The sequence below is a fragment of the Duganella sp. Root1480D1 genome (genome assembly GCF_001427305.1).
GTDB lineage: Bacteria > Pseudomonadota > Gammaproteobacteria > Burkholderiales > Burkholderiaceae_D > Rugamonas.
In genome coordinates this window covers 479,220-498,554 of sequence record NZ_LMFZ01000012.1, presented here as the reverse complement: position 1 = coordinate 498,554, position 19,335 = coordinate 479,220, and the positions used below count along the sequence as shown (strand labels likewise).

Annotated in this window: 14 protein-coding genes; 9 read left to right on the top strand and 5 right to left on the bottom strand. The window is 61.4% G+C overall.

All coding sequences use genetic code 11. The annotated features are described in order from the left end of the window. Position 1 precedes the first annotated feature (1 nt). The 8 genes from xdhC to ASD58_RS14580 all read left to right on the top strand — a co-directional run bounded on the left by xdhC (position 2) and on the right by ASD58_RS14580 (position 12,934). Positions 2 to 1,018 (top strand): xanthine dehydrogenase accessory protein XdhC, encoded by a 1,017-nt coding sequence (xdhC, locus tag ASD58_RS14615; RefSeq protein ID WP_057261882.1) that lies wholly within the window; start codon positions 2 to 4, stop codon positions 1,016 to 1,018. Positions 1,019 to 1,020: 2 nt separating this feature from the next. Next, entirely contained in the window at positions 1,021 to 2,328 is a 1,308-nt protein-coding gene (gene guaD / locus ASD58_RS14610; protein ID WP_057261881.1) for a guanine deaminase, read from the top strand. Between the two features lie 35 nt (positions 2,329 to 2,363). Further along, positions 2,364 to 3,782: an adenosine deaminase gene (locus ASD58_RS14605; RefSeq protein WP_057261880.1), complete on the top strand. Its 1,419-nt coding sequence runs from the start codon at positions 2,364 to 2,366 to the stop codon at positions 3,780 to 3,782. Positions 3,783 to 4,205: 423 nt separating this feature from the next. Next, positions 4,206 to 7,640 (top strand): TonB-dependent receptor, encoded by a 3,435-nt coding sequence (locus ASD58_RS14600; RefSeq protein ID WP_057261879.1) that lies wholly within the window; start codon positions 4,206 to 4,208, stop codon positions 7,638 to 7,640. Between the two features lie 124 nt (positions 7,641 to 7,764). Continuing rightward, a complete protein-coding gene (locus ASD58_RS14595) occupies positions 7,765 to 9,423 on the top strand; it encodes a bifunctional UDP-sugar hydrolase/5'-nucleotidase (RefSeq protein ID WP_057261878.1) in 1,659 nt (552 codons plus the stop codon). Positions 9,424 to 9,436: 13 nt separating this feature from the next. Continuing rightward, positions 9,437 to 10,693, top strand: coding sequence for a phospholipase D-like domain-containing protein (locus tag ASD58_RS14590; protein ID WP_057261877.1), 1,257 nt, complete (start codon positions 9,437 to 9,439; stop codon positions 10,691 to 10,693). Beyond that, on the top strand, positions 10,690 to 11,715 hold the full coding sequence (locus ASD58_RS14585; protein ID WP_057261876.1) for a S1/P1 nuclease: 1,026 nt from the start codon (positions 10,690 to 10,692) through the stop codon (positions 11,713 to 11,715). The genes ASD58_RS14590 and ASD58_RS14585 overlap by 4 nt, the downstream gene beginning before the upstream one ends. Positions 11,716 to 11,791: 76 nt before the next feature. Beyond that, positions 11,792 to 12,934: an MFS transporter gene (locus tag ASD58_RS14580; protein ID WP_082565440.1), complete on the top strand. Its 1,143-nt coding sequence runs from the start codon at positions 11,792 to 11,794 to the stop codon at positions 12,932 to 12,934. On the opposite strand, the gene ASD58_RS14575 is transcribed toward ASD58_RS14580, so the two are convergent. Beyond that, positions 12,924 to 13,826, bottom strand: coding sequence for a hypothetical protein (locus ASD58_RS14575; RefSeq protein ID WP_229209983.1), 903 nt, complete (start codon positions 13,824 to 13,826; stop codon positions 12,924 to 12,926). The two genes, ASD58_RS14580 and ASD58_RS14575, sit on opposite strands and share 11 nt — an antisense overlap. Positions 13,827 to 13,973: 147 nt before the next feature. Between ASD58_RS14575 and ASD58_RS14570 the strand changes: the two genes are divergently transcribed. Next, positions 13,974 to 14,534 (top strand): PEP-CTERM sorting domain-containing protein, encoded by a 561-nt coding sequence (locus ASD58_RS14570; protein WP_162253016.1) that lies wholly within the window; start codon positions 13,974 to 13,976, stop codon positions 14,532 to 14,534. Here ASD58_RS14570 and ASD58_RS14565 read toward each other — a convergent pair. From ASD58_RS14565 to ASD58_RS14550, 4 genes are all read right to left on the bottom strand, one after another. Then, complete coding sequence (locus tag ASD58_RS14565; RefSeq protein WP_057261874.1) at positions 14,521 to 15,492, bottom strand: ABC transporter permease; 972 nt, start codon at positions 15,490 to 15,492, stop codon at positions 14,521 to 14,523. The two genes, ASD58_RS14570 and ASD58_RS14565, sit on opposite strands and share 14 nt — an antisense overlap. Before the next feature lie 4 nt (positions 15,493 to 15,496). Further along, a complete protein-coding gene (locus tag ASD58_RS14560) occupies positions 15,497 to 16,579 on the bottom strand; it encodes an ABC transporter permease (protein ID WP_057261873.1) in 1,083 nt (360 codons plus the stop codon). Positions 16,580 to 16,581: 2 nt separating this feature from the next. After that, on the bottom strand, positions 16,582 to 18,111 hold the full coding sequence (locus ASD58_RS14555; RefSeq protein ID WP_057261872.1) for an ABC transporter ATP-binding protein: 1,530 nt from the start codon (positions 18,109 to 18,111) through the stop codon (positions 16,582 to 16,584). 82 nt (positions 18,112 to 18,193) lie between these two features. Then, entirely contained in the window at positions 18,194 to 19,192 is a 999-nt protein-coding gene (locus ASD58_RS14550; protein WP_057261871.1) for a BMP family protein, read from the bottom strand. Between the last annotated feature and the right edge of the window lie 143 nt (positions 19,193 to 19,335).

The following is a 19,335-nucleotide window of genomic DNA, read 5'->3' as shown; positions in this document are numbered from 1 at the left end:
CATGACTGACTGGTTGACGCCAGCCGGGGAACCGGCGGTACTGGTCACGGTCGCGCGCGCCGAAGGTTCGGTGCCGCGCGAGGCGGGAACGCATATGCTGGTCACCGCAAGCGGCCAGTTCGACACCATCGGCGGCGGGCACCTGGAGCACAAGGCGCTGGAGATTGCGCGTGAAATGCTGTCTCTCTGCGCGGCGGAAACCGTGGGGTCAGGCCCTGGGACGCAACACGCTGCGCGTGTCACGCCCCAACGCCAGACCCCTGCGGCCGCACAACACGCTGCGCGTGTCATGCGGGTTCACTTTGAGCGGTTTGCCTTGGGGCCCTCACTGGGCCAATGCTGCGGTGGCGTCGTCTGGCTGCTGTTCGAACCGGTCAGCGGCGGGTTGGAAGAGGCCATGGCGCAGCTGCGCCAACGCCGGCAGGTCGATAGCTGCCGCAGCACCGCCATCGATGGCGAAGCGGAATGCCGGCTGATAGCCGAGCAGCACAAGGAAACGCATATCCACACCGATGCGTGCGGACGCCGCTGGCTGATTGATCCGGTCAAGGCTCCGCGTGCGCATCTCGTCCTGTTTGGCGCGGGACACGTCGGTGCCGCCATCGTGCGCGCGCTGGCCGAGTTGCCCTGTACGGTTACCTGGGTCGATGAGCGCGACGCCATGTTCCCGGCCGAGGTGCCGGGCAACGTCACCATCGAGGCCACCGACACGCCGGAAGCCTGCGTCGACGAGGCGCCGGACAATGCCAGCTACCTGGTCCTGACCCACAGCCACGCGCTGGACCTGCAACTGACCGAAGCGATCCTGCGTCGGCCGGACGTCGGCTGGTTCGGCCTGATCGGCTCCAAAACCAAGCGCGCCCAGTTCACCTCCCGCCTCGAGGTAAAAGGCTTGAGCACGCGAAACATGGTATGCCCGATCGGGCTACCGGGTATCATCAACAAGGCTCCAGCGGTCATTGCCGCCTCGGTTGCCGCACAATTACTGATGGTCTGGGAATCCCAGGCGAAAGACTAAGCATGAGCAAATCCACCAGCGTGCAAGCCTACCGAGCAGGCTTGCTGCATTTTCACGCCGATCCGGCCTTCATCGAACGCGCTCACGCCTGGCACGAAGACGGCCTGTTGATCGTTGCCGACGGCAAGGTGCAAGCGGCAGGCGACTACGCGACGCTGGCGCCAACCCTGGCGCCGGGCGTGGCGGTGACAGACTACCGCGGCAAGATCCTCATGCCCGGTTTTATCGACGCCCACGTGCATTACCCGCAGACCGACATGATCGCCTCGCCGGCGCCCGGCCTGCTGCCATGGCTGGAGCAATACACTTTCCCGACCGAGCGCCAGTTCGAGGACCCGGCGCATGGCGCCCAGGTGGCCGAGTTCTTCCTCGACGAGTTGCTGCGCAACGGCACCACCACCGCCATGGTGTATGGCACCGTGCATCCGCAATCGGTGGATGCCTTCTTTACTGCCAGTGAAAAGCGCGGCCTGCGCATGATCGCCGGCAAAGTCATGATGGACCGCCATTGCCCCGACTTCCTGTGCGATACGGCCGAAAGCGGCGCCGCGGAAAGCGAAGCGCTGATCCAGCGCTGGCATAAGAAGGGCCGTTCGCTGTACGCCATCACGCCGCGCTTTGCGCCGACTTCAACGGAAGCCCAGTTGCAACTGGCCGGCGAGCTGGCGCGGAAATATCCGGATACCTTCCTGCAGACCCACGTGTCGGAAAACAAGGAAGAATGCGCCTGGGTCAAAACCCTGTTCCCGCAGGCGCGCAGCTACCTCGACGTGTATGACCGCTACGGCATGATGCGCCCGCGCGCCGTCTACGGCCATTGCATCTGGCTCGATGAAGGGGATCGCGCGCGCATGGCCGAAACCCGGGCCGCCGCTGCCGTGTGCCCGACTTCCAACCTGTTCCTCGGTTCCGGCCTGTTCGACTTCGAGCAAGCCGACAAGGCCGGCATGCTGCTATCGCTGGCCACCGACGTCGGCGCGGGCACCTCGTTCAGCATGTTGCAAACGATGAATGAAGCCTATAAAGTAGCGCGCTTGAAGGGCAGCTACTTGCCTGCCATGCGCATGTTCTACCTGGCGACGCTGGGCGCCGCGCGCAGCCTGCACCTGGACGACACGATCGGCAGCTTTGCCGCCGGCCGCGAAGCGGACTTTATCGTGATCGACCCGCAGGCCACGCCGCTGCTGGCACGCCGTAGCGCCAAGACCGACAGCCTGGAAGAATTGCTGTTCGCACTGGCGCTGCTGGGGGATGACCGCGCCGTTGCGGCGACCTACTCGGGTGGCCGCCTGGTGCATGCGCGTGCATAGGGCTGGCCCAAGTCCACTACGCCGAGAGAAAGAACATGCCAAAGCCACTGACCCGTCTCCTGCTTGCCGCCGCGATTTCCACCGCCTTTGCCGCGCCAGGCGCCGGGGCGGCGTCGAATGCGGAAATCACCGCGCGCCACTTCGCTTCACTGGTTTCCGGCCCGGCGCCGAAGACGGCGGAACTGGCCCTGTTCTTCAACAATATGCCGAAGGGTGCCGACCTGCACCACCATTACTCCGGCTCCATCTACGCCGAGCAATACCTGGAATGGGTCGACAAGCTGGGCTACTGCGTCGACAAGACCACCTGGAGCGTGCAGGCCGACAAGGCTGCCGACCGCAAGAACTGCGCGACGGTCGCCCAACTCGAACAGGATCCTGTCGCCTACCGCGAACTGTTGCACAAATGGTCTACCCTGGACTTCTACAACCACAGCGAAAACCAGTTGGCGCCCGACCTGGCCTTCTTCACCACCTTCCCGCGCTTCAACGACGTTGCCTCGACTAACGGAAATGACGGCCAAAAGCGACTGAAAGAGCGCGCGATCGCCGAAAATGTGGGCTATATCGAAACTGTGTTCGAGATCGCCCCGATCACTTTCGACGCCGAATTCGACGGCAAGCTGAGCGATGAAGCTGGCTTCGCCGCCTATCTGGCCAAGCTGGAAGCCAGCCCGGCCTTCAATAAGGGCGTCGCCGACTACAGCGCCTACGTCGACAGCAGCAGCGCCGGCATCGACGATGACAACTTCACCATGCGCTACCAGCCTTTCGTGCTGCGCTTCCTGTCGCCGTCGATCGTGTTCTCGCAGATGGCAGCCGGTTTCAAGATCGCCAGCCAGAATCCGAAAGTGGTGTCGGTGAATATCGTCGGCGCCGAGCACTATCCGGTTTCGATGCGCGACTACAAGCTGCACATGCGCATGTACAAATTCCTGAGCGCCAAATACCCGAAGGTGAAGCTGTCGCTGCACGCCGGCGAGCTGGCCCTGGGCCAGGTGCCGCCGGAAGGCCTGAAGTTTCATATCGCCGAAGCGATCGATGTCGCCGGCGCCAAGCGCATCGGCCACGGCATGGATATTGCCCACGAGAGCCAGCCGCTGGCGATCCTGAAGAAGATGCGCGAGAAAAATATTCCGGTGGAAGTGAACCTGACTTCAAACGAATTCATCCTGGGCGTAAAGGGGGAGGCGCATCCGCTCAATATCTACCGAAAGTATGGCGTGCCTTTCGTGCTGTCGAGTGACGATACCGGCGTGAGCCGCAATACCTTGTCCAACGAATACGTGCTGTTCGCCAGCCGCTACAAAACCAGCTATGCCGAAGTGAAAAAGCTTTCTTATGACAGCATCCGCTACGGCTTCCTGGCTGAAGCAGACAAGCAGCGCCTGCTGAAACAATTGGATGCCCGTTTCACCAAATTCGAAGCCGACGTTGCAACTTCCTCAAAGTAAGCGCTTGTTTAGCCGCACTTGTGGCCCTTTTGCCACAAGTGCGCGCATCGTTTTGTAAATCCTTAAGGTTACAAAAGTCACACAAGGCGTAGGATTCTTTATAATTCCGCCTGAACGCCCCCAGTAATTGCAGAAAATCGTATAACGAAGAGCAATTTATTTTCCCTGCGTATAAATACGCAAGGGAAAATGAATTTGTCTTCGCGAGGGCCTTTCAGGCATAGTTGGCGAAAAGATACGTCTATGCAACTGTGAATTCCCAAGCGTCACACAAATGTCACGAAGCTGTAGCACCCCTGTCATGGAAGGTGCCTAAACTCGCTGGGCGGCAACTATTTTTGCAACATTAGTAAAAAGCGCAAATGCGGCAAGCAGCAAGATGCCGACATTTACCAATAATTTGTTCTCTTTTGGGGTATATCAATGATGAATCACAAACGGCTCCGGCTGACGCAAATTGCGTTTAGCTTGTCCCTGGTGTTTGCCGCTCCGGCATTCGCCCAGAACACGACCTCCGCGATTGGTGGCCGTATTTCGGGTTCCGACGGCAAGCCAGCGGCTGGCGCAACCGTTACCGTGCTGCACGTAGAGTCCGGCTCGGCAAGCAATGTCGTTACCGACAGCGAAGGCCGCTACATCGCTCGCGGCCTGCGCGCCGGCGGTCCGTACACGATCACCATTACCAAGAACGGCGTTTCCGAAAAGCGTGAAAACGTCTACGTTGAAGTTGCTGAAACCGCAGCAGTGGACGCCACCATCGGTCAGGCCATGCAGACCGTGACCATTGCCGGCGCCAACGCCGCACGTGCCGAGAAGTTCTCGCGCACCAATATGGGCACCCAAACCTCGATCAGCGCTTCCGAACTGTCCATCCAGGGTTCGATCAACCGCAACCTGCAAGACTACGCCCGTACCGACCCACGCGTTTCCCAGACCGACAAGGAACGCGGCGAACTGTCGATCGCCGGCCAGAACTCGCGCTTCAACTCGATGACCATCGACGGCGTGGCCGTGAACGACACGTTCGGCCTGGAAGCTAATGGTTCCCCAACCGCCAAGCAACCGATTTCGATCGAGGCGATCCAATCGGTGCAGGTAAACGTTGCCAACTACGACGTGACCCAGAAGGGCTACACCGGCGGTAATATCAACGCTGTGACCAAGTCCGGTACCAACAAGGTGCACGGCTCGGTCTACTACGTGTTCCGTAACGATACCCTGGCAGGCGACCGCTACAACCTGTCGACCGATACCTACACCGCCCCGGCTCCATTCAAGGAAACTACCAAGGGCGCCACCCTGGGCCTGCCACTGATCAAGGACAAGCTGTTCCTGTTCGCCGGCTACGAAAAACTGGAGTCGTCGCGCGCTGCGCCACAGTTCGGCCCACTGGGTTCGAGCATGACCAACGTCGGCATTACTCCGGACGCGATCGCCCAGGCACAAGACATCTCCAAGACCAAGTATGGCTTTGACGCCGGCACTTCGCAGATCCCTGAAGGCCTGGCAATGGATGTCACCGACAAACTGCTGAAGGTGGACTGGAACATCAACGATGATCACCGCCTGATGGTGCGCTGGTCCAAGACAGCACAGTCCGAGCCGCAGTTCCCAGGCCTGAGCGGCACTGGCCTGTCGCTGAACTCCTACTGGTACGCGCAGAAGAAAACCATCGAGACCAAGGTAGCCCAGTTGTACTCCGACTGGACCCCGAACTTCTCGACCGAATTCAAGCTCTCCACCCGCGACTACGATTCCGTGCCAGCGGTGAACTCCACCCTGCCATCGATCGGCCTGCAGTTCTCCGGTCCTAACCCAGCCGGCACCCCGTCGACCGTGTCGACCGGCAACCGCTTCCTGAACTTCGGTACCGAGTTCTCGCGCCAGCGCAATGTGCTGGGCACCAAGACCCTGGACGCCTACCTGGGCGGCAACCTGGCCATGGGCGACCACCAGATCAAGTTCGGCGGTGACCTGAACAAGAACGAAGTCACCAACGCCTTCCTGCAGGGCGTATACGGTTCCTACACCTTCGCTTGCCTGAACAACGTCAACTACGCTTTCAATGGCAACAAGCCGATCAGCTGCGGTACCGCGACCAACGCGCAAATCACCGCTGCCGTGCTGGAAAACTACGCCAACGGCCGTCCATCGAGCTTCTCGGTGCAGGTGCCGCAAGCTGGCCGCAGCTTCAACGACGCGATCGCGCACTTCACCCTGAAGTCCTACGGCCTGTTCCTGCAGGACACCTGGACTGTCAACGACCGCCTGAGCGTAATGGCTGGCGTGCGTGTCGACTACGCCGACCTGCCTGAGTCCCCGACCCAGAACGCTGCCGTGGCTGCTGCTCCAGTGCCAGGCACCGCCGCAACCCAGGGCCGCCAGACCGGTGGTTTCGGCCTGGACAACACCAACACCATCGACGGCCAGAAGCTGTTCCAGCCGCGCGTTGGCTTCAACTATAAGCTGGATACCGAGCGTCCGACCCAGATCCGCGGCGGTGCAGGCCTGTTCCAGGGCGCTGCCATGTCCGTATGGCTGGGCAACCCATACCAGAACAACGGTGTGGCCACCATGACCATCCAGTGCGGCAGCTCCTCCGTGACCTGCCCAACCGGCATCTTCAGCCCAGACGTGAACAAGCAGCCGACCCTGGCCGGCGGTTCGCCGCCAGTTGCCAACGTCGATGCGCTGGCCAAGGGCCTGCGGCAGCCATCCGTATGGAAAGCTAACATTGCCTTCGACACCGAACTGCCTTGGTACAACGTCGTGTTCGGCGCAGAACTGCTGAAGCTGAAGACCAAAGACTCGATCTACTACCAGAACCTGAATCTGGGTGCGCCACAGAAGATCGGCACCGACGGCCGTCCGCTGTACTACACCGACAAGGCGCTGCAGCCAGGTTGCTGGACCGCGACCGGCAGCCTGACCACCACCAACGGCACCGCTCCAGGCAGCCCACAGTGCTCTGGTGCGCGCAGCAAGGCAAACAGCAACGCCAACTACGGCAACGTACTGGTCGCAACCAACACCAAGGAAGGCGACAGCACCCTGGCAACCGTGTCCCTGAGCCGTCCGCTGCTGGGTGGCTTCGGCTGGTCGATGGCTTACACCTACACCGATGCCAAGGAAGTTTCGCCTCTGACCTCGTCGACCTCGGGCTCGAACTACGGTTCCCGTCCAGCCTTCAACCCGAACGAAGAAGTTGCGTCCAACTCTTCGTACCTGGTGAAGGATCGCTTCAACGCGATGGTCAACTTCCGCAAGGCCTTCTTCGGCAACTACAACACCACCTTCGGCCTGTTCTATGAAGGCAAGACCGGCAAGCCATACAGCTGGACCTTCAACAACGACATGAACGGTGACGGCACCACCTCGAATGACCTGATGTACATTCCTTCGGCGCCGCGTTCGGGTGAAGTCATCTTTGCTGGCGACACTGCAACCAACCACGCCAACGAAGACCGCTTCTGGGCGACTGTTGACCAGTACCGCTCCCTGCGCAACGCCAAGGGCCACGTCGTGAAGCGTAACGATTCGTTCGCTCCATGGACCCACTCCTTCGACCTGCGCGTGAAGCAGGAAATCCCTGGCCTGTTCGCAGGTAACAAGGCTTCCTTCACCTTCGACATCTTCAACGTCGGCAACCTGCTGAACAAGAAATGGGGTCATATCAACGAAGTCGGCTTCGCCTCTTCCGGCGGCCACGCTCGTTCCTTCGTCGACTTCGCAGGTGTTGATCCAGCTACCGGTAAGTACGTGTACCGCGTGCGCGACTCGGTGGAAGACTACGAAGTTCGCCAGGTTAAGGGCGAATCGCAGTGGGCCATCCAGGCTACCCTGCGCTACGAGTTCTAAGCTTGAGTGCATGAAGAAAAAACGGGCCGCGAGGCCCGTTTTTTTTGTGCGTAACATATCGTTTCCCGGTATGCGCCGGAAACAGCGGGACCTGTACAATCTCCTTTTATCCAAAGTGATCTCCATGAAGCCTTTACTGCGCCCACTGGCCCTGGCGGCCTTGCTGGCTGGCTGCGCAACGCAGCGTCCCGACAACCAGGTTGAGCTGACCCTGGTCGGCCTGAATGACCTGCACGGCCACCTGGAGGCGTCGCGCTTCAATGACTCTGTCAAGGCGGGTGGCATCGACGCCGTGGCCGCCACGGTACAGGCCTGGCGCAAGGATGATCCGGACCTGGTAGTGGTCGGCGCCGGCGACATGATCGGCGCCAGCCCGGCGATGTCGGCGATGTTTGCCGACGAGCCGACCATCCAGGCCCTGAACCTGCTCGGCATGCGCGCCACTTCGGTCGGCAACCATGAATTCGACGCCGGCCGCGTGGAACTGCTGCGCCAGGCCAAAGGCGGCTGCGCAAATTCGCCGCGCCCCGAGAAGGCCTGCAAATTCAACCCGTCCTGGGATGGCGCCAGGTTCAGCTACCTGGCCGCCAACGTGATCGACACCCGCAGCAACCAGCCCTTGCTGCCGGCCTACCGCATCGAAGAAGTGAAGGGCGTGAAGGTCGCCTTCATCGGCACCGTGCTGAAGGACACGCCGGAACTGGTGGCCGCGGGCGGCATCAGCGGCCTTCAGTTCATTGACGAGGCGCAGGCGGTCAATCGCCTGCTGCCGGAATTGCGCGCGCAAGGCGCGACTGTCTTCGTGGTGCTGATCCACCAGGGCGGCCATTCCAAGGCACGCTACGACCAGCAATACTGCAACGATCTCGATGGCGACATCGCCGACGTGGTCAGCCGCCTCGACCCCGCCGTGCGGCTGGTGGTGAGCGGGCATTCGCACACCGGCTACCTGTGCCGCGTGGACGGCAAGCTGGTGACGCAGGCTGAAAAATTCGGCCACATGCTGTCGCGCATCTCTCTGGTGGTGGATCGCCAGACAGGGGCCGTGGTCGATGCCAGCGCGCGTAATATCGTGGTGGAGCCAGGTAAATACGCGGGCATGCCGGAAGTGGATGCGCTGCTCGCTTCGGTGCGCGCACGCAGCAGCGATGAGCTGAACAAGCCGGTGGCAAAGATCGCGTTGGCATCGATCAGCAAGCAGTTGATGCCGAATGCCGACGAATCGCCGCTGGGCCAGGTGGTTGCAGACGCCATTCTCGCGTCGGCCCGCAAGTGGGGGGGGCAGATTGCGTTCACCAATACAGGCGGGATCCGCACCGCGCTCGACGCAGGCGCCGACAATGTGGTGACTATGGCGCAAACTCAGGTTGTGCTGCCATTCGGGAACGAGATCGTGGTGATGAACCTGACCGGTGCGCAAATTCTCGCGCTGCTGGAAGGGCAGTGGAACGGCAGTGAGGCTGATAAACGGGGCCTGCTGCAGGTTTCGGAAGGTTTCACCTATTCCTGGGATACTCGCAAGCCGAAGGGCCAGCGCATCGTGCGCGACAGCGTCAAGTTGAATGGTGCGCCGCTCGACGAAGGCGCCAGCTATCGAGTGGCGGTATATAACTTCCTGGCTGAAGGCAATGACGGCTTTGTGACCTTCCGCCAGGGCAGCAACCAGGCGGCGACCGGCGTGCGCGATGTCGATTCGCTGCGTAGCTACCTGGTGCGGCTGGAGCAGGACAATAAACCGGCCGGCACTTACGGCGCCGTGCCGCGCATTATTCGTACCAAGTAAAGAAAGGCAGGCTATGCGCCGCTATCTCCTCGCAGCCGCACTGGCTGCATGTTTCACCAGCGCCCACGCGGCTTTCCAGATTCCCGGCTTTGAACTGGTGCAGACCGCGCCGGTTGAAACCACGCTGAAGAGCGACGACCTGCGCGGCCCGGCCGAAGTCTGGACCGAGTTGTTCGACAATGCGAAGTCAGAAATCTGCATCGGCCAGTTCTACATCGCCAGCGTGCCTGGAGCGCCGTTCGAGAAGGTGATCGAGCGCCTGGAGGCGGCAGGCAAGCGCGGCGTGAAGATCCGCTTCCTGGTAGACAAGAAGGGCGTGACCGGCTTGTCCGACAAGGCCACGGTGGAACGCGTGCGCGCCATCCCGAACCTCGAGATGCGCGTGCTGGACGTGAGCCTGCTCACCGGCAACGGCATCATCCACGCCAAATACCTGACCGTGGACCACAAGGTTGCCTTCATCGGCAGCCAGAACTTCGACTGGCGCGCATTCACGCATATCCACGAGACCGGCTTGCGCATTACCGATGCCAAGATCGTTGGCCAGGTCCAGGCCATCTTCGAGCAGGACTGGACTGCGCAAGCAGCGCTGGCTGCAGGCAAGGTGGTCGCACCGTTGCAGGCCAAGGCCGCGATACTGGCCAGTGCACCGGCAGCCGCTGCGCTGGCGTCCACGCTGCCTGCCGAGGCCAATTTCCTGATTGCGAGCCCTGGCGGCTTTAACCCGGCAGGTGTGCCCGATTCCGAGGTCGTTCTGCCGGCGCTGCTGGCCGATGCAAAGCAGGAGATCCGCGTTTCGATGCTGGACTACGCGCCCCTGAGCTATGGGCCGAACGGCACGCGTCCGTTCTACGCGGTGGTCGACAACGCCCTGCGCGCTGCCGCCACGCGCGGCGTCAAGGTCAAGTTGCTGGTGTCGAACTGGAACCTCGAAGCACCGGCCATCCAGCACCTGAAATCTCTAGCCATCCTGCCGAATGTGGAAGTACGCATCGTGACCATCCCGAAGGCTTCCACCGGCTTCATACCGTTCGCCCGCGTGTGGCATAGCAAGACCCTGGTCATCGACGGCAAACTGGCATGGGTTGGCACCAGCAATTGGGCTGGCGGCTACTTCGACCTGTCGCGCAATATGGAAGTGGTGATGCGCAACGAAGCGATGGCCAAGCGCGTGTACGCGCTGCAGGAACAGGCGTGGAGCTCGCAGTATGCAGAGCCGCTGGACGTCAACAAGAACTACCCGAAACCGAACAAAGGTAAAGAAGAATGAAGAAATTAGCACTGATCGCTGCGCTGTCCGGCGCCTTCCTGTCCACCAACGCGCTGGCCTGGGGCAATGCCGGCCACCGTATCGTGGGCGCGATTGCCGATAACCTGATCAAAGGCTCCAACGCCGAGAAGCAAGTCAAGGCCTTGCTGCAGCCGGGTGAAGACCTGGAAAAGATCGCCAACTGGGCGGATTGCGTGAAGGGCACTTTCTGCGGCCCGCAGACGCAAGAGATGAACGATTACGTGGCGGCGCATCCGAAGCATAGCGAATACCACTACACGGACGTGCCTTTCCAACTGACCGAGTATCACCTGCACGGCGCCGGTACTTCCGAGCACGACGTGGTGCAGGTGCTGCAGCAATGCATCGCCGCCTTGCAGGGCAAGGGCGACGGCAAATTCACCAAGCGCCAGGCGCTGCTGATCCTGACCCACCTGGCCGGAGACATCCACCAGCCGCTGCACGTTGGCGCGGCCTTCGTGGACAAGGAAGGCAAGTTCGTGGTGCCGAAGTCCGACAAGGAAATCGACTCACTGAACATCTTCGATTCGCGCGGCGGCAACAACCTGCAGATGGATGAAGCGGCACTTGCCGCCGCCAGCACCAAGAGCGGCATTCCTGCTGGCGACGAAGCACCTTCCAAGTACCCGACCAAGCCGTTCCACTCCTATTGGGACACCACGGTGGTCGACTACGCCATGCGCCGCAGCAGCATGCGCACGGTGGACAAGTTCAGCCAGTGGGCGATCGACGGCAAGCCGGTCGTCACTTTGCCAAAGGGCGATGCCATCACCTGGCCAGAGCAATGGGCCAACGACTCGCTGGTCGCCGCCAAGCAGGCTTATGCCGACGTGAAAGTAGGCGTGGCCAGCAAGCAGACCAGCCGCAATGGCGAAAGCTATACCGTGTGGGCGATGACCGTGCCTGACAGCTATCCAGTGCCCTCATCGGCGCTGGCGCGCGAGCAGTTGATCAAGGGCGGCTACAACCTGGCTGGCCTGCTGCAAAAGATCTGGCCTTAAGGTCTTGAAGGTGGCCTCCCGGCATCCACCCAACAGCAGGCTTTCTGCCAGCATCTGGGTGCTGGGGCTGGTGAGCATGCTGATGGATATTTCCTCCGAGATGATCCACAGCCTGCTGCCTTTGTTTATGGTCGGGGCGCTGGGCGCCAGCGGCCTGGCTGTCGGTATTCTCGAAGGCCTGGCGGAAGCTACCGCCCTGGGCGTCAAAGTCTTCTCCGGCATTCTCAGCGACTACCTGGGCAAACGCAAACTGCTGGCCGTTATCGGCTACGGCCTGGCGGCCTTTTCCAAACCCCTGTTCGCGATTGCCGGCTCGATGGCAATGGTCACCACGGCGCGCCTGCTGGACCGGGCAGGCAAAGGGATCCGCGGTGCGCCGCGCGACGCCCTGGTGGCCGACCTGGCGCCGCAAGCCATGCGCGGCGAGGCTTTCGGCTTGCGCCAGTCTCTTGACACCGTGGGCGCCTGTGCCGGCCCTCTGCTTGCAGCAGGCCTGATGCTGTTGTGGGCCAACGATTTCCGTAGCGTGTTCTGGGTGGCCGTGGTTCCCGGTGTGCTGGCGACATTATTGCTGATGGCGGGCGTGCGCGAACCGAATGCTGCGCCGGGCCGGAAGCGTGTCAATCCGCTGCGCCGCGAGCAGTTGCGCCTTCTTGAAAGTTCCTACTGGTGGCTGGTCGGCCTTGGCGTGATGTTCATGCTGGCCCGCTTCAGCGAAGCCTTTCTTGTCTTGCGCGCACAGGAGCGCGGCATGGGCCTGGCCCAGGTGCCGTTGGTGATGGCTGCAATGAGCCTGGTCTATGCGCTGTCAGCTTATCCCTTCGGGAAATTGTCGGACCGCGTGAGTCCCAGGTTTCTGCTCGCATGTGGCCTGCTGGTTCTGGTGGCAGCGGACGCCGTACTGGCAGTGGCACAGGGCTGGCATTCGGTCATCTCCGGTGTTTGCCTGTGGGGCCTGCACATGGGGATGACGCAAGGCCTGCTGTCGGCCATGGTGGCAAACGCGGCGCCGGCCCAGTTGCGCGGTACGGCTTTCGGTTTGTTCAACCTGGCCAGCGGCGTCGCACTGCTGGTATCGAGTGCATTGGCAGGATTCCTGTGGGACCGTTACGGCCCCGCCTTTACTTTTGGGGCGGGGGCCGCGTTTGCTGTGCTGACGCTGGGGATACTCGCGTTTGTGCGAGTAGACCGGCACGATGCGCCGCAACTCAAGGCTTGATCCACAGCTCGCTACGCTGGAGCGGAGTCTCCGGCGGCAGCTCGGGGTTGCGCAGCTCGATGATGCGCCGCTTTCCGATATGGGCTTGTTCTAGCAGCGGGCCCTTGTGTTTGTGGAACAGCGCCGCGAGCGAGCCGTCCTTGACCATCATCTCCATGCCGGTCTTGATACGCTCTGCCAGCCTGTCGCCTTCCGCATCACGGCGCACGAAGAAATAGCGGGGCAAGGGATAGCGCAGCATCAGCGTCGGCTCAATGGCGATGTCGGTGTGGGACTTGCGTATGACATCGTATTCGCGTGGCGCCTCGTCCACCGCGCGCGGGAAGAAATCGAAACGGCCCGCTGCCAGCATCCCATACAGGCTGCCCGGCCTCGGCGATTCCACGACGCTGATGCCAGCAGCTGACAACACCGCGGAGTCGACCCAGCCTGTGCCCTGACCGGCACTTAAATGCCTCAGCTCCTCCAACGTGCGCACGCTGGCGAAGCGCGGCAGGTCGGCTTTGCGCACCAGCAGCAGGCGCATGCCCATCAAGCCACGGTCGATCGGGATGCGAATGGGCTGGAACTGCGTCTCCAGGTCGCGGTGGGTGGCGCGGGCAATGACGTTGATGGCGCCATCCTGGCGGGCCAGTTCTTGCAGCATGCGCGGGACCGATACCGGTTCTCGTGAAGGCGATAGCGTGAAGGGACCGAACCTTGCTGACGTCTTTTCCATCGCTGCCTGCAGTACGATCCAGTCGAAACCCTTGCCGGTGTCGAGTATCGAGAAATAGCGGGGAAATACCACGTGCGTGACCGGGGTCTCGTGCGCACGTGCGGCAAGGCTTAACCCGAAGCAGCAAATTGCCGCGAGCAATAATTTGAGCAGAAACCAGACGCGCCGATCCATGGAGAGCCCTCCTTGCTTCTTGCAATATAAACCTCTCATCCTCACGGCACAACAATGACGGGTGTTGCGCACCGCATACCGGCTGGGCTCGATCTTTGGCGGCTTACTGCTAGCATCAAAGTCCGGTTCTCACGAGGGGAGGGCATCATGGCTTGCAAACAAGTTTTGGCGCTTGCATTAGCTTGCGCCGCGGGCAGTGCCTGCGCGGAAGATTGGCAATTCAGTTATACGGGCTTTAACGAGAATGGTGCGTTCATTCACGATGCCCGCGTCGAAGGCAGCTTCCGCGGCAAGGACATAAATCGAGATGGTGTGATTTCGCTGGCGGAGCTCACGTCGCTGGTCATTGCGGGGCGCGAGTACCTGGATGGGTGCCTGAGCTTGAGCGATCCCTATTTCCGTTGCGAGATTACTGGATTCAGTTATAGGTTGACCGGCCAGTTGTCGGTGGACGCCAATTGGTGGGGAAACGACGAGGCGTTTTCCGGCTGGGGGGCTGGCTTCCGCACCGGGGACCAATATTCGCAATGGAGTTACGGATGGGAGGACTGGAGCCGTACCTGGTACTGGACCGACTTGACCATCTATGAAATCTTGCCGGCGCCGATACCGGAACCGGCTGCGGGCTTGATGCTGCTGGCGGGATTGGCAACCCTGGCCGGCCTGGGCCGGCGCAGGGCGAAGGAGGGGGCGCCTAGCGCGACTTGACGAACGGTACGCCGATGGCTTTTGGCGCCACCGACTTGGCCATCAGGCCGGCCAGCACGATCACAGTGACGACGTAAGGCACCATCTGGATCAGGGCGCCCGGGATGCGGCCGATGACCGGCAGGTCCACGCCTTCGAGCTGGATCTGCACGGCGCCAAAGAAGCCGAACATCAGGCAGCCGAGGAAGGTGTACAGCGGGCGCCAGTTGCCGAACACCATGGCGGTCAGCGCCAGGTAACCGGCACCGGCCGACATATCGCGCAGGAAGAAACCCGATTGCACGATGGCCAGGTAGGCGCCGGAGAAGGAGCACAGGACGCCGGCGATCAGCATGGCGGTGTAGCGGGTGCGTTCAACGGAGACGCCGGCCGCATCGGCTGCATGCGGGTTCTCGCCGCAAGCGCGCAGGCGCAGGCCGAAGCGGGAGTGGTACAGGAACCAGTGCACCAGAGGCACCAGCAGGAAGGCCAGGTAGACCAGCACGGAGTGGCCGCCAATCAGCTTGGTGTAGAACCAGCCGAGGAAAGGCACGTCGGCCACGGCGGCGCTGCCCGGCAGCACTACGTCGAACAGGCGCGCTTCGCCCAGGTCGGGGGTACGGCCGCCTTGCTGGAAGAAGTACTGCGCGACCACGAAGGTCAGGCCGCTCATGGCGATATTGATTGCGATGCCGCCCACCAGCTGGTTGCCCTTCTGGGTGATGGCGACGAAGCCTTGCAGCATCGCCAGCACGACGGACACGCCCATGCCGGCCAGGATGCCGAACCATGGGTTTTTGGTGGCGAAGGCCACGGCCGCCGAGACGAAGGCGGAGGCCAGGATCTTGCCTTCCAGGCCGATGTCGATGACACCGGAGCGTTCCGCGAACAGGCCGGCCATGGCGGCGAAAATCAGCACCGGCGCATTGCGCACGGTGGAGACGAGGATGGAGCCCAGGTGGAGATCTTCGAAAGTCATGGTGTTAGCCCTTGCGCGATTTGATCAGCTTGATGATGGCCGGAGCGTACAGGTTTTCCATAGCGCCGCAGAACAGGATGATCAAGCCCTGGATGAAGATGAAGGTTTCGGTTGGAATATTCGGTTTTTCCAGCGACAGGTCGAAGCCGCCCTGGATCAGCGCACCGAACAGCACGGACGACAGGAAGATGCCGACCGGGTGCTGGCGGCCCATCAGCGCAATCGCGATGCCGACGAAGCCTGCGCCACCGACGAAGTTGAGCGACAGGTAGTGGGTCGAGCCCATGATGGAGTTGACCGCACCGAGGCCGGCCAGCGCACCGGAAATCATCATGACGATGATGATCATGGCGCTGATTTTCACGCCGGCGTAGTGGGCGGCGTGCTGGTTCAGGCCCAGTGCGCGTACCTTGTAGCCCCAGGCGGAGCGGCCCATGACGACGCCGTACACCACCAGCGCGGCAATGGCGAAGAAGAAGCCGATATTCAGCGGGGTTTCGCCCAGGATCGGGAACAGGCTATTCAGGCGCGGCATTTCTGCGGCGGTCGAGAATACGCGCGAGGCGGTATTCTGTTCGCCGGCAGGGATCAGGTACTTCACGATCACGAAGTTCATCAGCGAGGCGCAGATGAAATTGAACATGATGGTGGTCACCACAATGTGCGAACCGCGCTTGGCTTGCAGGTAGCCGGGAATGAAGGCCCACAGGGCGCCAAACAGGGCTGCGCCGATGATTCCGGCGGGGATCAGCAGGTACCACGGCAGCGAGGCGTCAAAGGCCAGCATGGCCAGCGTTACGCCAAGGCCGCCGAAGTACATCTGGCCTTCGGCGCCGATGTTGAACAGGCCGGCCTGCATCGCGATCGACACGGCCAGGCCGGTGAACACGAAGGTGGAGGCGTAGAACAGCGTGTAGCTCAGGCCTTCCGGATTCACGACGGCGCTGTTGATCAGGATCTGCATCGACTCCAGCGGGTCTTCGCCGAGCAGGTGGATCACCAGCGCGGCCACCAGCAGGGCGGACATCAGGTTCAGGATGGGCAGGACAAAGCCGGTTGCCCAACGTGGCATATCGTTCGTAGTCATGATCAGTGTTTGTGCATGCCACCCATCAGCAGGCCGATGCGGGTGGTGTCGAATTCGTCGATTTTCAGTTCGCCGGTGATTTTGCCGCCGCACATCACGAGGATGCGGTCGGCCAGGGCGCGTACTTCTTCCAGCTCGACCGATACCAGCAGGATCGCCACACCCTGGTCGCGCAGGGCCAGCAGCTGGGTGTGGATGGATTCGATGGTACCGATGTCGACGCCGCGGGTCGGCTGGCCGACCAGCATCAGCTTCGGCTTGGCCAGCACTTCGCGAGCGATCACCACCTTCTGCTGATTACCTCCGGACAGCAGGCCAATGCGCAGGTCCGGATTGGCCGGGCGCACGTCGAACTCTTTCATCAGGCCGGCGCAGCGCTGGGCGATGCCCTTGAAGTCGATCAGGCCCCACTTGTTCTTCACCTTGTCCTGGTAGCCGAAGAAGGTGTTCTGCATCACGGAGAAAGCCTTGATCACGCCGTCGCGCAGGCGGTCTTCCGGCACGTGGCCGATGCCCAGCTCGCGGAACTTGGTCGGCAGGCCGTCGGCATCGCTGCGGCCGGCGAACGGCAGCGGCTTGCTTTCGAAGTCCACTTCGCCGGAAGTCGGCAGCTTCATGCCGGACAGGATTTCCATCAGCTCGGACTGGCCGTTGCCGGACACGCCAGCAATCGCCACGATTTCGCCGGCGCACAGGGTGAAGTTGATGTCCTGCAGCAGCTTGACGCCGTTGTCGTCGGAGAGCTGCAGGTTCTTCACTTCCAGCACAGCCTTGCCCGGATTGTACTCACCGCGCGGCAGGTTGTTTTCGATCGGGCGGCCGACCATCATCTGCGCCAGTTCTTCCTTGCTGGTGTCGGCAGTCTGCACTGCGCCCACCACGCGGCCGCCGCGCATCACGGTGACGGTGTCGGTGATGTCCTTGATCTCCTGCAGCTTGTGCGTGATCAGGATGATGGTCTTGCCCTGCTCCTTGAACAGCTTCAGGATTTCGAACAGCGATTCGGTTTCCTGTGCGGTCAGGACGGCGGTCGGCTCGTCCAGGATCAGGATGTTGGCCGAACGGTAGATCTGCTTCAGGATTTCGACGCGCTGCTGGGCGCCGACCGACAGGTCGTGGATGGTGGCAAGCGGATCGACGTCCAGGCGATAGCGGTCGCAGATTTCGCGCAGCTTCTTTTCGACGCTTGCGCGGTGCTCGCGCAAGCGGAAGCCGCCTTCGCTGCCCAGCATCACGTTATCGAGCACGGTCATGTTCTCGACCAGCATGAAGTGCTGGTGCACCATGCCGATGCCGAGGCGGATCGCTTCGTGCGAGTTGTGGATGTGCTGCGCCTTACCGTCCAGCAGGATCTCACCGCCATCTGCGCGGTAATAGCCGTAAAGGATGCTCATCAAGGTCGATTTGCCGGCGCCGTTTTCCCCCACCAGGCCATGGATGGCCCCTTTGGCGATGGAGAAAGTGACGTCCGTATTCGCCTTGACCGCCCCAAAATGCTTGGAGATATTGCGGAATTCTACTGCTGGCGTCATAAGGATTTTCGGGTCTTATTTACTGAAAAACGCGCCGGACGGGAGTCCCCCGTCGGCGCGTTCTCTTTATTGGTATCGCTTGTTAAGCCGGGCAGGCGGCGTTGGTGGTGCGGATGTCGATGACTTTGATCTTGCCATCGATGATGTCCTTGCGCGCGCCCATGACTTTCTTTTCGATCTCAGGCGTGATCACCTTGCGGTTGTTCTCGTCCAGTGCCCAATCCACGCCGCCTTCCTTCAGGCCCTTGGCGGTCACGCCGGCCTTCCAGGTGCCGTTCTTCATTTGCATGAAGGAGTCGTACACCGCATTGTCCACGCGCTTGACCATGGAGGTCAGCACGGAACCGGGGTACAGGTGGTTCTGGTTGGAGTCGACGCCGATCGACAACTTGCCTTTTTCCTTGGCGGTCTGCAGGGTGCCCATGCCGGAACCGCCGGCCACGGCGAACACCACGTCCACGCCGCGGTCAAACTGGGCACGTGCCAGTTCGCCGCCCTTGGCAGGGTCGTTCCATGCGGCGGAAGTGGTGCCGACCATGTTCGAGATCACTTCGGTTTTCTTGTCCGTCGCTTTGGCGCCCTGGGCGTAGCCGCAGGCGAAAGTGCGGATCAGCGGAATATCGATACCGCCGATGAAGCCCAGCTTCTTGGACTTGGAGGCCATGGCAGCGGCCACGCCAACCAAGTAAGAACCTTCTTCTTCCTTGAACGTCACGGAATTGACGTTATTGCCCTGTGCAACGCCGTCGATCAGGACGAAGCGGACTTTCGGGAATTCTTTGGCGACTTTCTGCACCGCCTGGGTCTGGGCGAAGCCGATCGAAGCGATCAGGTCCAGGTTCTTGCGGGCCAGGCCGCGCAGCACCTGCTCAGCCTGGGTATCGCTGCTGGCTTGCACTTCGATGAATTTGATGCCGGTTTCCTTCTGGAAGCGCGAAGCGCCTTCGAAAGCGGACTGGTTGAACGACTTGTCGAACTTGCCGCCAGCGTCGTACACGATGCCCAGCTTCGGATCAGCCGCATTTGCGCTGGCTGCCACCGCAACTGCGGCGATCATCATGCTAAGTTGTTTGATTTTCATGTAAGGGCTCCGTCGAAGTTCGTTATTGTATATTTTTATGGAGTGCCTCGTTCCGCTTTTTCGCGCCAATCCCTGCCACGGCACCTTGTAGCTTGCCAACAACGCACAAATGCAAATTTTGTACATGTACCCTTGATTAATTC

Coding starts and splice junctions, on each gene's coding strand:
- ASD58_RS14560 (WP_057261873.1), bottom strand. CDS start 16,579: ATGACTACGAACGATATGCCACGTTGGGCAACCGGCTTTGTCCTGCCC.
- ASD58_RS14595 (WP_057261878.1), top strand. CDS start 7,765: ATGAAGCCTTTACTGCGCCCACTGGCCCTGGCGGCCTTGCTGGCTGGC.
- guaD (WP_057261881.1), top strand. CDS start 1,021: ATGAGCAAATCCACCAGCGTGCAAGCCTACCGAGCAGGCTTGCTGCAT.
- ASD58_RS14575 (WP_229209983.1), bottom strand. CDS start 13,826: ATGGATCGGCGCGTCTGGTTTCTGCTCAAATTATTGCTCGCGGCAATT.
- ASD58_RS14570 (WP_162253016.1), top strand. CDS start 13,974: ATGGCTTGCAAACAAGTTTTGGCGCTTGCATTAGCTTGCGCCGCGGGC.
- ASD58_RS14585 (WP_057261876.1), top strand. CDS start 10,690: ATGAAGAAATTAGCACTGATCGCTGCGCTGTCCGGCGCCTTCCTGTCC.
- ASD58_RS14605 (WP_057261880.1), top strand. CDS start 2,364: ATGCCAAAGCCACTGACCCGTCTCCTGCTTGCCGCCGCGATTTCCACC.
- ASD58_RS14550 (WP_057261871.1), bottom strand. CDS start 19,192: ATGAAAATCAAACAACTTAGCATGATGATCGCCGCAGTTGCGGTGGCA.
- ASD58_RS14600 (WP_057261879.1), top strand. CDS start 4,206: ATGATGAATCACAAACGGCTCCGGCTGACGCAAATTGCGTTTAGCTTG.
- ASD58_RS14555 (WP_057261872.1), bottom strand. CDS start 18,111: ATGACGCCAGCAGTAGAATTCCGCAATATCTCCAAGCATTTTGGGGCG.
- ASD58_RS14580 (WP_082565440.1), top strand. CDS start 11,792: ATGCTGATGGATATTTCCTCCGAGATGATCCACAGCCTGCTGCCTTTG.
- xdhC (WP_057261882.1), top strand. CDS start 2: ATGACTGACTGGTTGACGCCAGCCGGGGAACCGGCGGTACTGGTCACG.
- ASD58_RS14590 (WP_057261877.1), top strand. CDS start 9,437: ATGCGCCGCTATCTCCTCGCAGCCGCACTGGCTGCATGTTTCACCAGC.
- ASD58_RS14565 (WP_057261874.1), bottom strand. CDS start 15,492: ATGACTTTCGAAGATCTCCACCTGGGCTCCATCCTCGTCTCCACCGTG.